This is a genomic window from bacterium, assembly GCA_035691305.1.
GTDB lineage: Bacteria > Sysuimicrobiota > Sysuimicrobiia > Sysuimicrobiales > Segetimicrobiaceae > DASSJF01.
On sequence record DASSJF010000069.1, the window covers coordinates 35,682 to 49,156 of the forward strand.

At 71.6% G+C, this 13,475-nt stretch carries 11 protein-coding genes; 1 reads left to right on the forward strand and 10 read right to left on the reverse strand.

Features of this window, described 5'->3' with window-relative positions:
* Window positions 1-7: 7 nt before the first annotated feature.
* From selA to rny, 6 genes are all read right to left on the reverse strand, one after another.
* Entirely contained in the window at window positions 8-1,417 is a 1,410-nt protein-coding gene (gene selA / locus VFL28_12615) for an L-seryl-tRNA(Sec) selenium transferase (protein ID HET7265505.1), read from the reverse strand.
* Between the two features lie 12 nt (window positions 1,418-1,429).
* On the reverse strand, window positions 1,430-1,645 hold the full coding sequence (locus tag VFL28_12620; GenBank protein HET7265506.1) for a zinc ribbon domain-containing protein: 216 nt from the start codon (window positions 1,643-1,645) through the stop codon (window positions 1,430-1,432).
* 44 nt (window positions 1,646-1,689) lie between these two features.
* Window positions 1,690-2,550 (reverse strand): PHP domain-containing protein, encoded by an 861-nt coding sequence (locus tag VFL28_12625; GenBank protein HET7265507.1) that lies wholly within the window; start codon window positions 2,548-2,550, stop codon window positions 1,690-1,692.
* Between the two features lie 76 nt (window positions 2,551-2,626).
* A complete protein-coding gene (locus tag VFL28_12630) occupies window positions 2,627-2,920 on the reverse strand; it encodes a stage V sporulation protein S (protein ID HET7265508.1) in 294 nt (97 codons plus the stop codon).
* Between the two features lie 221 nt (window positions 2,921-3,141).
* Complete coding sequence (locus VFL28_12635) at window positions 3,142-3,924, reverse strand: TIGR00282 family metallophosphoesterase (protein HET7265509.1); 783 nt, start codon at window positions 3,922-3,924, stop codon at window positions 3,142-3,144.
* Window positions 3,925-3,951: 27 nt separating this feature from the next.
* Complete coding sequence (gene rny, locus VFL28_12640) at window positions 3,952-5,511, reverse strand: ribonuclease Y (GenBank protein ID HET7265510.1); 1,560 nt, start codon at window positions 5,509-5,511, stop codon at window positions 3,952-3,954.
* 265 nt (window positions 5,512-5,776) lie between these two features.
* On the opposite strand from rny, the gene VFL28_12645 reads away from it, so the two are divergent.
* Complete coding sequence (locus VFL28_12645) at window positions 5,777-6,421, forward strand: SCO family protein (protein ID HET7265511.1); 645 nt, start codon at window positions 5,777-5,779, stop codon at window positions 6,419-6,421.
* Between the two features lie 5 nt (window positions 6,422-6,426).
* On the opposite strand, the gene VFL28_12650 is transcribed toward VFL28_12645, so the two are convergent.
* Genes VFL28_12650 through VFL28_12665 form a run of 4 tightly spaced genes read right to left on the reverse strand, consistent with a single transcriptional unit; the run spans window position 6,427 to window position 13,385 of the window.
* On the reverse strand, window positions 6,427-8,616 hold the full coding sequence (locus VFL28_12650) for an AAA family ATPase (GenBank protein ID HET7265512.1): 2,190 nt from the start codon (window positions 8,614-8,616) through the stop codon (window positions 6,427-6,429).
* On the reverse strand, window positions 8,613-9,743 hold the full coding sequence (locus VFL28_12655; GenBank protein HET7265513.1) for a DNA repair exonuclease: 1,131 nt from the start codon (window positions 9,741-9,743) through the stop codon (window positions 8,613-8,615). The genes VFL28_12650 and VFL28_12655 overlap by 4 nt, the downstream gene beginning before the upstream one ends.
* The gene (locus VFL28_12660) at window positions 9,740-12,817 is read right to left on the reverse strand and encodes a UvrD-helicase domain-containing protein (GenBank protein ID HET7265514.1); all 3,078 of its coding nucleotides are present in this window, start codon (window positions 12,815-12,817) and stop codon (window positions 9,740-9,742) included. Before VFL28_12660 ends, VFL28_12655 begins: the two co-directional genes overlap by 4 nt.
* Window positions 12,810-13,385: a regulatory protein RecX gene (locus VFL28_12665; GenBank protein HET7265515.1), complete on the reverse strand. Its 576-nt coding sequence runs from the start codon at window positions 13,383-13,385 to the stop codon at window positions 12,810-12,812. Before VFL28_12665 ends, VFL28_12660 begins: the two co-directional genes overlap by 8 nt.
* Window positions 13,386-13,475 lie beyond the last annotated feature (90 nt).

Here is a 13,475-nt window from a genome sequence, read left to right on the forward strand (position 1 = left end):
CCGACCGTCAGGTGGAGGGAGTGGCGGGCGGCGACGCGGCCGCCTGCAGCGCGGAGAGCAGCGGTTCGATGTCCTCCGCTTCGAGCGTCCGCACGTCCAGCAGCAGCCGGTCCTCCGCGATCCGGGCGAATACCGGCGGCCGGCTTCGGCGCAGCCGTCGGTCCCACACTTCGGGCCCATCGTGCGCCGGACGCAGCGCCACCGCCCACGACCGGAGTTCCGCGCCCGGCAGCGCCCCGCCGCCCGCCTCCGAGACCGTCTGTACGACGTCGACGTCCGCGGCGCCCGCCAGGCGGCCGGCGACGCGCCCCGCGAGATCCCGCGCCGCGGCCTCGAGCGCGGGCGCCTCCCGCGCCAGCATGCGCAGCACCGGCACGTCGTTCCACACACCGTCGGGATCGCGATACAGCCGCAGCGTGGCTTCGAGCGCGGCGAGATCGAGCTTGTCGATGCGCATCGCGCGCGCGAGCGGATGGGCACGGATCCGCGCCAGCGCCTCTCGGCGGCCCACGATGAGCCCGGCCTGCGGTCCACCGAGCAGCTTGTCGCCGCTCGCGGTCACGACGTCGACGCCCGCGGCAACCGCGGCGGTCACCGTCGGTTCGGCGGGAAGCCCGCGGGCGCCGAGGTCCACGAGGGCGCCGCTCCCCATGTCGAACAGCACGGGGACGCCGGCGCGGCGGCCGAGCGACACCAGTTCGTCCGCGCCGACATCGTGCACGAACCCGCGCATGGCGAAGTTGCTGCGGTGCACCTTGGCCAGCAGCGCCGACTCCGGCGTGAGCGCCGCCTCGTAGTCGTGCAGATACGTCTTGTTGGTCGTCCCGACCTCGACGAGCCGGCAGCCGCCGGCGGCCATGATATCGGGCATCCGGAAGCTGCCGCCGATCTCGACCAGCTCGCCGCGCGACACGATGACGTCGCGGCCGCGGGCCAGCGACGTCAGCGCGAGCAGCACGGCGGCGGCGTTGTTGTTGACGGCGAGCGCCTCCTCGGCGCCGGTGAGTTCACGCAGCAGGCCGGCGACGTGCGCCTGCCGCGAGCCCCGCACCCCCGTGGAGGCGTCAATCTCGAGGACGGCGTACCCCGCGGCTTCCGCGGCCGCGCGCCGGGCCGCCTCGGCGAGCGGGGCCCGCCCCAGATTGGTGTGCAGGACGATGCCGGTGGCGTTGATCGCGCGGGTGAGCGACGGAGCCGCGCGCTCGGCGAGCAGTGCCCGGGTCTCGACCACGAGGCTCTCTACGGTGGCCGCGCTCCCGCCGGGTGACGCGGCCAGCCGGCGCCGGGCCCGGTCGACGGCTTCGCGCGCGCAGGAGACGACGAGGCGGCGCGGATGCCGGCCGAGGTCGCCGGAGGCTTCGAGGCTCTGCAGCAGCCGCTCAATCGAGGGCAGCCGCCGGAACGACGAGTGATTCATCGTGGACCGCCGCTACCTGACGAGGAAGCCGAGCCCGAGGCCGACCGCGATCACGATGGCGGCCACCCACACGATCCTCGTGAGATCGTAGGAGACGCGCCCGCGCAGCTCGCCTTCGGTTTCGCGGGGCGCGCCCGCCGCGGCACCCGCGGGCCGCAGACGCGCGCCGCACGCCCGGCAGACGATCTTGCCCTCCGGATTCTCGACCCCGCATCGGGGACAACGCATGCCCATACCCTCCGCAACCGGCGGCGGTGGCCGCCGTGTCCATTCTACTGCGCCGGCACGCCCAGTTGCTGCCACCGCGCGCGCAGTGCCGCGACCGCTTCCGGCGGCACCGCGACGCTGCCGAGCGGCACGCGCGTCGCCTGGCCTCCGCCGTGGAAATCGGTGCCGCCCGTCGCGACGAGGCCGTGGCGGCGGGCCACCTCGAGATAGCGCGTCGTCATCTCGGGGGTATGGTCCGGATAGTACACTTCGAGGCCGGCGAGGCCGTGCGCGACGAGCGTCGGCACGCGCTCGATCACGGGACCGCTCGAGGCCCACCCGGGATGCGCGAGCACCGGCACCCCGCCCGCGGCGAGCACGGCTTCGACCGCCTCCTCGGGCGACAGCTTGATCCGCGGCACGTACGCGGGGCCGCGGCGGTCCAGGAACCGCTCGAACGCCTCCTGCACCGTGGCGACCCGGCGCGCTTCCACGAGCGCGCGCGCGACGTGCGGCCGCCCGACCGACGCGCCGGCCGCAATCGCCTGCACCCGCTCCCACGCCACAGGTACCCCGAGCGCGCGCAGTTTGTCGACCATCGTGCGGGCGCGGTCCACGCGCCCCGCCCGCATCCGTGCGAGGAACGCCTGGAAGGCGGCGCGGGCGAAATCCACATAGTAGCCGAGCATGTGGACTTCGTGCTCGTCGACGTCCGTGTTGATCTCGACGCCGGGAATGACCTCGATGTGGACGCGCCGTCCCTCCGCGATCGCCTCCTCGAGGCCGGCGGTCGTGTCGTGGTCCGTGAGGGCGAGCGTCCCCACGCCGTGCTCCCGGGCGGCTCTGACGAGGCGCGCAGGCGGGAGCAGCCCGTCCGACGCGGTGCTGTGGGTGTGGAGATCCGTTCGGGGCCCTAGCCGCCCCACGGGTATCGGGGATGAGCGTCCGCGAGATGCATCGCGGTTCGCGTTCGATCCGGCTTTCAGCGCGCGGCGCCGCCCTCTATCTGGGTGAGACGATGAGCTTGATCGCCGTCCGGTCCTGCCCGTCAATCTGCACGTCCGCGAACGCCGGCACGCACACCAGGTCGAGGCCGCTCGGCGCCACGTAGCCGCGCGCGATCGCGATCGCCTTGATCGCCTGGTTGATGGCAGCCGCGCCGATCGCCTGCAGCTCCGCGGTCCCCCGCTCTCGGACCACGCCGGCCAAGGCGCCCGCGACGGCGGTCGGATTCGACTTGGCGGCGACCTTGAGCACGTCGGCGGTGCCGGTCGATTTCACTGCGACCTTGAGCATCTCCATGCTTCGAGCCTCCTCGAGGGAGAGCGTCGACTGTGGCGTGACGTCCGTTGCTCTGATGACATCGCGGCCGGCGAGAACCGGTCCGCCGGCGGTGTGGCTGGCGAAGCCTGCTGATTCGCGAGTCCTGTTCACAATCCCTCCCAGGAGGCGAACGTACGTACGAAAACCTGTTCGACTTAGCCAGGTTGACTTAGCCGATACCGGCCGCGCTCGGTTCACTCCTCCACCCGGTTGACGCGCCGGATCGCGGCCGCGTGGCCCGTTTGCGCATCGATCTCCACGAGCACACCGTTCAGCTGCACCGGCCCCGATGCGACCTCGAACCGCGCCGGCAGCAGCGTGAGAAACCGCGGCAGCACGGTCTCACGGCTCATGCCGATGATCGAGTCGCGCGGCCCGGTCATCCCGGCGTCCGTGATGAACGCCGTGCCGCCCGGCAGCACGCGCTCGTCCGCGGTCTGGACGTGCGTGTGCGTCCCGATCACCGCGGACACACGTCCGTCGAGGTGCCATGCCAGCGCCGCCTTCTCCGACGTGGCCTCCGCGTGCATGTCGACGACGATCACGGGCGTCTCCGCCCGCAGCCGCTCCGCCTCTTCGCGGGCGTAGTCGAACGGCGAGAGGAGCGGCTGCATGAAGGCGCGGCCTTCCAGGTTGAGCACGCCGACGCGCGCGCCCCCGGCCGCGGCGAAGACCGCCGCCCCGCGCCCCGGCGCGCCGGCGGGGTAGTTGCCCGGACGCAGGAGGCGGGGCTCGGCGTCGAGGAGCGCCGGCGCTTCGCGGGTGTGCCAGATGTGGTTGCCGCCGGTGACGACGTCGGCGCCGGCGTCGATCAGGTCCTTGAACGTCTCCGGCGTGACGCCGAACCCGCCCGCGGAATTCTCGCCGTTCGCGATCACGAAGTCGGCCCCCAACTCGCGCCGGAGCGCCGGCAGCCACTGGGTGACCGCCCGGCGCCCCGGACGTCCGACCACGTCTCCGACGAACAACACCTTCATCCGCGGCTCTTGCCTGGAGCGGGCCGGCTACTTCGCGTACTCGACGGCGCGGGTCTCGCGCAGCACCGTCACTTTGATCTGGCCGGGGTACTCGAGTTCCTCCTCGATCTTCTTGGCCATCTCCCGCGCGAGCAGCGCTGCGGCGGGGTCATCGATTTCCTGCGGCCGCACCAGCACGCGAATCTCGCGGCCCGCCTGAATCGCGTACGCGCGATCCACGCCGGTGAACGATGTCGCGATCCGCTCCAGGTTCTCCAGGCGCTTGACGTACATCTCGACGGTTTCCTTGCGCGCTCCGGGACGCGACGCCGAAATGGCGTCGGCGGCGGCGACCAGGATCGCCTCCAGACAGGTGGCCTCCGCGTCCCCATGGTGATAGGCGATCGCGTTGAGGACCTCCGGCGACTCGTGGTACCGGCGCGCCACGTCCATACCGATGTCGCTGTGGGTGCCCTCGATCTCGTGCGTAAGCGCCTTGCCGATGTCGTGCAGCATGCCCGCCCGCCGCGCCAGCTCCGGGTCCGCGTCGAGCTGTGTCGCCATGAGCCCGGCGAGCAGGGCGACCTCGATCGAGTGCTGCAGCAGATTCTGACCGTAGCTGAACCGGAAGTTGAGCCGGCCGAGCAGCTTGAGCTCCTCGGGATGCAGGCCGTGGACGCCCGCCTCGAAGGCGGCGCGCTCGCCGGCCTCGCGGATGCGGGTGTCGAGATCGCGCTGCGCCTTCTCCACCATCTCCTCGATCCGTGCCGGATGAATCCGGCCGTCGGCGAGAAGCTTCTCCAGCGTGACCTTCGCGATCTCGCGCCGGATCGGGTCGAACGACGACAGCGTCACAGACTCCGGCGTGTCGTCGATGATGAAGTCGACGCCGGTCAGACTCTCGAGCGCGCGGATGTTCCGGCCCTCGCGCCCGATGATCCGGCCTTTCATCTCCTCGTTGGGCAGCGGGATCACGGACACGGTGACCTCCGCGGTATGGTCCGCGGCGCACCGCTGGATCGCGAGCGCCACGACCTCCCGCGCCCGCCGCTCCGCGTCTTCCCGGGCTTCCGCCTCGATCTTGCGCGCGGTCTGCGCCACTTCGTGGCGGATCTCCGACTCGGCGCGCTGCAACAATTCCTGTTTGGCCTGCTCCAGCGTAAGCGCGCTGACCCGCTCGAGCTCACGCTGCTGTGCGTCGTGCAGTTGCTGCACGTCTTCCCGGACCTTGGTGACCTCCTGCTCTCGCTGGGCGAGGGCCTGATCGCGCTTCTCGAGCGTTTCCAACTTCCGGTCCAGCATTTCCTCACGCTGGACCACACGCCGCTCAAGACGCTGCAGCTCGGCGCGCTGCTCCCGAATCTCCCGTTCGGCGTCCCGTTTGATCCGGAACGCCTCGTCCCTGGCTTCTAGGAGCGCTTCTCGCTGCTTGCTCTCCGCCTCCCGTTGCCCAGCCTGCTTTGCCTCGTCGAGAATCCGCCGGGCGGCCTCTTCGGCACTGCCGATCTTCGCCTCCCCGGCGTACTTGCGCAGAAGGTACCCAAGCAGGAAGAGTGCCAACCCGATCACGCCGGCCACAAGGTACTGGACGGTGCTCGTGGTGGTCACCCCCTCTTGGTGTTGCGTAGTGCGTCGCTGCTGGCCTGTGAGACCTCCATCCCGGCCCCGCAAAGAGCCGATGACTCATATGCCGGTGCGATCGCCTATCACGGACCTTCAGAAAAGATCACGGTTCCTGAACATCGGCGCTACAATTGCAACTTATTCTATCCCGCGCCGCGCCGGAGGGCAACACCCGTTTGCCCCGCATCCGGGGACACCGCCCCGGCGTATAGGAGTATAGTATGGAAGGACGGCGGTGAAAGGAGCGGCGATGACGAACGCGGGGCGACCAGTTGTCAGACGGTGGTGGTGGATCGCCGCCGCCCTCATCGTGATCCTGGCCGGCGCCGGCTGGTACGCCCGGAGTCGGCTCGCGCCGCCGCCGCTCCAGGGCGCGGTGCTGACCCCGTCCGTCGGCGCCTACGACTTCCGGCTGCCCGACGCCGAAGGGCGGACAGTCTCGCTGGCCGCACTGCGGGGCAAGGTTGTTGTGCTCACCTTTCTCTACGCACATTGTCCCGACTACTGTCCGCTGGTCGCCGACCAGATCGCCAAGGTCCATGCCCAACTCGGCCCGCTAGGCGACAAAGTGGCGTTTGTCGCCGTCAGCGTTGATCCGTCGGGCGACACGCCGGAGGCCGTCCGGGAGTTTCTGCGGGCGCACCACGTCGACGGCGTGCTGACGTATGTCCGCGGCACGGGCGCGCAGCTGCGGCCGGTCTGGGCGCATTACTTTGTCGCGAGCGACGGGCAGGACGGGATCTCGGCAAGCCACGCCGCGGCGGTCGGGGTCAGCCATACCACGATCGTGTACGTCATCGATCCGCAGGGACAGGTCCGCGTCTTTCTGCCTGCCAATTTCGATGCCAACGATCTCCTGACGGACGTGCGTCTGCTGGCAAGGAGCGCGCGTTAGCGCCGTTACGAAACCGTCGAGGAAGGCGCCGCCGGCGCGGGCTCCGCTGACGCGCGGCGTTCGACCAGCACCGCGATGTGGTCGGCGTAGGGATCGTACTCCGTCTTGCAAGTGAACAGGAAGATCTGCCGGCCCCGTGCGATGGCGCGCAGGAACGTCATGGCCGACGCCCGCCGGTCGTCGTCGTACGCGAGGAACGGATCGTCGAGGAACAGCGGCGGCTGCCGGCCGTCGGCCAGGAGATCGGCGAGCCCGAGCCGCAGCGCAAGATAACACTGGTCCACCCCGCCGCTGCCGATCTCGCGGGCCGAGACGTCCGCCCAGTCCTTGGGCGGGCCGACCCAAACGCGCGGCGCGAGCGTTAGCTCGTCGACCGTGATGCGATCGTACGCGCCGTTCGACAGCCGGCGCAGGTATCCGCTCGCCAGCTCCTCGAGGCGGGCCCGGCCGGGCACGATCGTCGCACGGTGGGCGCGGTCAAGCACGTCGTGTGTAAGCCGGAGGGCCTCGACCTGGCGCTGCTGCCGCGCAAGCCGCCCCTCCGTGTCGGCGAGTTCCTCTTCCACGCGCGCGAGGGCCTCGTGCGGCGACCGTCCGGCGAGCCGTCCCTCGAGGCGCTGCACGGCTGCCCTCTCCTGGTCGAGCGCCTGTCGCCGGTGATGGGCCTCGAGCTGCCGCCGCTGGAAGGCCGCGGCCTCCAGCCGCCGCAGCGCGAGATCGGGCTCCTCCCGCTGCGCCTGCACCGCGCCGAGCTCGGTCAGCGCGTGCCGGTGCTCGTCGGCGATGGCGTCGCGCGACTGCCCGCCCAGCAGGCCTTCGAGCAGCCGGCCGGCCGCGCGCCCGCGTTCGCGCGCCTCACGTGCCGCCGTGCGCCGGGCGATAGCCGCGTCGATGGAGTCCACGCCGAGGGCCGACAGATCGCGCCGCACCGTGTCGGCCGCGGCACCCGCCTGCTCCCGCAGCCGTTCGAGCACACGGCGGGCCTGCTCGACGCGCTGCCGGTTCTCGAGATCGCTCCGTCGTCCGAGCGCGGCGGCGCGTCCCCGCAGATAGAGCAGCCCGAGGCCCGCCGCGGCCGCGGCCGCGAGAGAGATCCCGCCCGCAACTTGATGGTGCGCCGCGAGCAGCGCGACCCCCGCGACGCCGGCCGCGCCGGCAAGCCCCGCGAGCGTCCAAAGACCGGCGGCCGGGCGCGCCGCCGGTCCCTGCCGTGGCGCGTCCGCGCCCGCGGGCGTCCCGGTGGCTCCGGCATCCGCCTGTTCCGCCTGCTGCCGCAGCACGTCCGCCCGCGCCGCGGCCTGCTGCAGCGCGGCCAGCGTCTCATCCGGAATGTCTTGGAGGCGCCGCGCCGGGTCGCGGCCGGCCGCGGCGAGATCGCGCGCGGCGGCGTCAATCCGCTCGAGCCGCGCCGACAGATCGGCGGCGCGGCGTCCCACATCATCCCACCGCCGATCCAGCTCCAGGAGCCGCCGGTTGGCCGCGAGCAGCGCCTCGTCCTCCGCGACGGCGACCTCCAACTGGTTGATCCGCGCCCCCCGCAGCTCGCGCTCGGACGCAGCCCCCTCGATCTCCTTGACCTCCGCGGCGAGGCGCTGCCGCTCGTCGGTCAGCATCTTGAGCCGATCCTGCCCGCGCTTCAGCGGCCCCGGCGCCGATGCCGGGCGGCCGCGCAACCCGACTTCCTGGCGCCGGATCCATTCGGCAACGGCCCGCAGCACGCGCACCGCATCGCCGTCGGTGCCGGTCATGATTCGCGAGAGATGCGCGCCGATCTCGCGTGATTCATCCTGCACCGCGGCGAGCTGCCACTGTCCGATGTGCGCCGTCGCGCGGAATAGGGCGAGACTCCCGAAGCCGAGCAGCGCCGCGACCCGCGCCGCCACGTCCTTCGACGCTTCCCACTCGCCCCCGCCCGCCCGAAGCAGCGTCTTCTGCGAGGCGAAGTCCTTGCGCAGCTCGTAGCGGCGGCCGTCCGCCTCGAACTCGAGCGTCACCTCGCCGTCGCCCTCGCCCCACGGCCGGTAGCTCTTCGCCTCCGAGGGGCGGATGGGAAACAGCGCCGCGGAGAACGCAAGGTGCAGCGTGGACTTGCCGGCGTCGTTCCGACCGCGCACAACATTGAGGCCGGGCGCGAACGCGAAGTCCCCGTCTCCCAACCCGCGGAACGCCCGCACCCGCACGCGCCGGATGATCATCCGGGCAGCTCCATCGTGCCCTGGAGCAGCGCCACGCCGTAGGCGAGCGCTTCCTCGGCGAGCGCGCGCTCATCGCCCTCCCGCGAGGCGATCTGCTCGCGCATCTCGCGGACGAATCGGCCGATCACGGTGTGTTCGGAGTACTGGCCAGGGTCGGCGACATCGGGCCGCAGGCTCGACTCATCGCGCAGGTCGAGCCGGAAGAACAGCGGCCCGAGCTCCTCGCGCAGGCGCTCCGCCAGCACGCGGGTATCGAGGCCGCCGAGGCCGGTCAGCACGAGGCGCAGCGCCAGGTCGGCGTCGGCGTGCTCGCGGAGGCGCCGGGCGATCGCCTCGGTGTCGCCCGCGGTGGCAAGATCGACGGTGACGCGCTCGCTGCGGCGGCGGCCCACCCGGCGCCGCTCGACCTCCGCGCGGCCCGGCTCCCGGATCGTGACCAGCAGCACGTGGCCCGATTGACCCTCGTCGAGATCGATCATCTCCGGCGCGCCGCTGTACCACGCGGCCACACCGCCAGCGGAGACGTCCTGCGCCGAATGCCAGTCGCCCAGCGCGAGGTAGTCGACCGCGCTTCCCGCGATCTCGCGCGGGGTGATCATCGTGAACTGGGCCTCGAACTCGGGCCGCTCCACGCTGCCGTGCGCGAGTGCCACCTGGTAGCGCGTCTGCCGCCGGACCGGAAGGCCCGCGAGCGGACTCTCCGCGGAGAGTCGCCGCGGCGCCGAGCGGCCCACGACCGTGAGGTCGCGGTCGACGACGACGCGCTCGCCGAGCTGCTGTCCAAACACGGTCAGGCCAGGGCAGCGGCGCTCGAGATCGGTCCACACGCCGGCGCTGCCCTCGCCGAGCGGATCGTGGTTCCCGGCGATCGCGCACACCGGGATCCCCGCCTGCCCCAGCCGGCCGAATTGCTCGGCGGCGAACGGCGCGTGCACGCGGGCCGCGGCGACGGAATCGAACAGGTCGCCGGCAACCAGCACCACGTCGACGCGCTCGGCGACAGCCAGGTCGACGACGCGGGTCAGCGTCTCGCGCAGCTGCCGCCGGTGCTCCGGCCCCCGGTCGCCGAGGACTTTGAACGTCGCGCCGAGGTGAACGTCGGACGTGTGCAGGAGGCGCAGGCTCATTCCGCGGCCGTGAACGGGCAGATCTGGTTGAACGCGCAGTAGGGGCAGGCCCGGTAGGCGTCCGGCGTCGCCGGGAACTGGCGGGCCCGGATGCCGGCGGCCGCCCGCTCGATCATCTCGCGCGCCTCGGCCACGTCGTCGGCGTCCTTGTGCGCGCGGCCGACCATGACCTCGCGGCCGAGGAAATGCAGCTCGACGCGATCGGGCAGGCGGCCGAGGACTTCCCGGTAGGCGAGCGAGTAGATGGCGAGCTGCTCGCTGTCGCGCGTGCGCCGGTCGGCGTCCTCCTGCGTCCGCACGTCGGTGCTCTTGAAGTCGATGACGACGACCTCATCGCCGCGGATGTCCACGCGATCCCAACGGCCGCGCACGTACGCGCCGCCGGAGCGGAACCGGAATTCCCGCTCGACGAAGGTCGGCACGGTCCCCCCGGCCTCCTGGTAGGCGAAGAAGCGGCGCAGCACCGCGCGGCCCTCTTCGAGGCGCCGGTCCTCGTGCTCGCGGCTGAGGAAGCCTTCGCTGATCCACGCACGCTCCAGCGTGGCGACGAGATCGTCGGCGGTCACCGGCTGCCGCCGCGCGCGCCGCCGGTTGTACTCCTGCACCGCTTCGTGCAGGGCCGCGCCGTAGGCGATGCGGTGGTCGCGCAGGATCGGCACACGCAGCACGTGGATGTACCGGTACTTGTACGGGCAGGTCGTGTAATCGTCGACCTGACGGAACGACAGCGGCACCGGATCGTCCGACGGCGGCAGCAACACGATCGGCCCTTCCGCGGGCTCGGGGGGCGGCGCGTGCCGCTCGACCGCCTGCGCGGGCGAGGGCGGCGCGGCGGCCGGCTCGACCCTCGGCAGGTCCAGCGCTTCCAGCACAAAGCGGCTCGGCTTCCGGCGCCGCACGCCGCCGTAGTCCCAGGCGCCGGTGAGATACAACTCCCGGCGCGCGCGCGTCATCCCGACGTAGCAAAGGCGCCGCTCTTCCTGAACGTGGAAATCGCCCGACGGGAGAAGGTCGCGCATCAGCGCGTCCGGCAGCGCGAGCGGCTCGCGGCGCGCGCGCGACGGAAACTTGTCGGCGACCAGGCTCACGAGGAAGACCACCGGAAACTCCAGTCCCTTCGCCTTGTGGACGGTGAGCACGCGGACGGCGTCGATGTCGGCCTCCGACTCGGCCGTCGCCGGATCGTCGCCGGCCTCGATCAGCAATTCCAGGTACTCGACGAACGCGGGCACGCGATCGACCTTGGCCGTGGCGCCGTACCGGGCGACGAGGTCGAAGAACCGGGCGATGTTGGCGACGCGGTGTGCGTCGCCCGCATCCTCCGACGACGCGAGCCGATGGACGTACCCGGTGCAGGTCACCGCGTACTCGTAGAGCACACGGCCGGTCGGCATCTTGGCCGCGAGGCGCCCCATCGACTCAAGGTCCTCCACGATCCGCGCAATCACCGCCCGGCCGGGCGCCGAGACCTCGAGATCCTCGAGACGCGGCAGCATGCGGTACACCTGGTGGAGCGAGCGGTTGCGCCGCTGGCCGTAGCTGGTGCAGAGCGCGAGATCGGCCGGCGGCACGTCGTAGAACGGCGAGGCGCTCAACAGGTACAGCGACATGCTGTCGTTCGGGTGCGCGAGCACGCGCAGAAACGCGGTGAGGAACCGGATCTCCTCGCGATCGTAGAGGCCTCGCGTCCCGGTGAACGTGAACGGGATGCCCTTCATGTTGAGCGCCCGCAAGAACGGGTCGGCGTCCCGGTTGGCCCGCACGAGGATCGCGATGTCGTGATAGCGCCAGCGGCCGGTCCGCACCGCATCGTCGATCCGGCCCGCCACGTCCTCGGCCTCTTCCGCCAGGGTCTCGAACTGGTGGTGGCGCGGCAGCTGTCCCGCCTCGGGCACGGCGGCGCGCAGCCGTTTGTCGATGCCGTGCCGCACCTCGAGCCGGTCGGGGTCGTTGTGTCGGATCAGGCGGTAGGCCGCGTCGAGGATCAGCTGCGTCGAACGAAAGTTGCGCGTGAGCACGACCATCCGCGCGTCGGGGTACGCGTCCGTGAAGTACGAGATATTGCTGTACGACGCACCGCGCCACCGGTAGATGGCCTGGTCGTCGTCGGCCACGACCGTCAGGTTGCGGTGGCCGCCCGCCAGCAGCTTGACGAGCTCGAACTGCGCGAAGTTGGTGTCCTGGAATTCGTCGACGAGGATGTGGCGGAACTGCGACCGGTACTGCGCCAGCACCGACGGATGCTGCCGCAGGAGGCGCAGCGTCAGCACGATCAGGTCGCCGAAGTCGACGCAGCCGGCCTCGGCCAGCATCGCCTGGTAGGCCCGGTACGTCCCCGCGATCTCGCGCTGCTGCCGCGCCTGCTCGGCGAGCGCCGGGTTGTCCGGCTGCGCCGCCGACTCCGCGGCAAGACGGGCGGCGTAGGCGTCGTAGTCGTCGGGCGTGACGTCCTCGTCTTTCGCGCGGCTCCAGAGCGTGATAAGCGCGTCGACGTGGCGGGTCGGGTCGCCGAGCGGCCGGAAGTAGTCGAGCGGTAGCTGAAACAGCCGCTCGCGCACGAAGATGACCTGCTCGGGGCGGCTCAACACCCGAAAGTCCGGCGTCAGCCCGAGGTGGAGGGCGTTCTCTCGCAGTACCCGATCGCCGAAGGCGTGAAACGTACTGATCCAGGTGTCGGTGTACCCGTACGGGACGAACCGGTCGACTCGCTCCTCCATCTCGGCCGCCGCGCGGTCGGTGAAGGTAAGGGCCAGAATCTCGCTCGGCCGGGCGCCTCGCGTCGCGATCAGATGCGCTATGCGGCGTGTGACCACGGCGGTCTTGCCGGTGCCCGCCCCCGCGACAATGAGCAGCGGCCCGGCGGCATGCGTGACCGCGTCCCGCTGCTCGTCCGTCAGACCCGCCAGAATCTCATCGGCGCGTGACGCCGGCTCCGGCGCGTCCACGACGGGCCCCGCGTCGAGTAGCGTGCCGGCGCCGCTCGGCGCGGCCGGGTCGCCGGGGGAGAGGCCGAGGGGAAGCTGACCTATGTCCGCGCCGCCGGGCGCGGGTCGCGTCTCGCGCCCGCTACGCATCCGAGCTTTCACGGCTCCGTTGCACCGTCCGAAGAACGTGTGCGATCGTTGGTGCGGCGAATCCCCGGCGCTGGAGGAGACCGGCCAGCCGCCGGACCTTTACCTCCCACGCGAGATGTGCGTAGCCGCGGAGCCGGCGCTCGGCGAGATCGCGCGCGCGCCGTTCTTCTGCGGCCGCGGCATCTTCTTCTCCGTACACCTCGCGAATCGCCTGCTCGATCACCGGCGCGGCGACACCTTTTTCGCGCAATTCCGAACGCAGCCGCAGGGCGCCGCACGCGCGCACGGCGAGACGGCCGCGCACCCACGTTCGCGCGAACTCGAGATCGTCGAGATAGCCGTCCACGGTCAGATCGCGGACGACCTGTGCAGCCGCCTCCGGCGCTACGCCGGCGCGCCGCAGACGGGCCCGCAGATCGGCGATGCTGCGCGGCCGAGCGCCCAGCAGACGGAGCGCAACCTCGCGCGCGCACCGGCACGCATCCCGGTGTTCAAGGTGTGCCAGCACCGCCGGCGCGAGCACAAGGCCGGGCTCCAGCCCGAGCCGAGCGACCTCCTCGGCGTCCACGCGAAGCCGGCGTCCGCCGTCCAACACGAGCCATCGAACCTCGCCCGCGCTCGACCCTCCGGCCGTCCGAAGGAGCGCGATGCGCGCCGG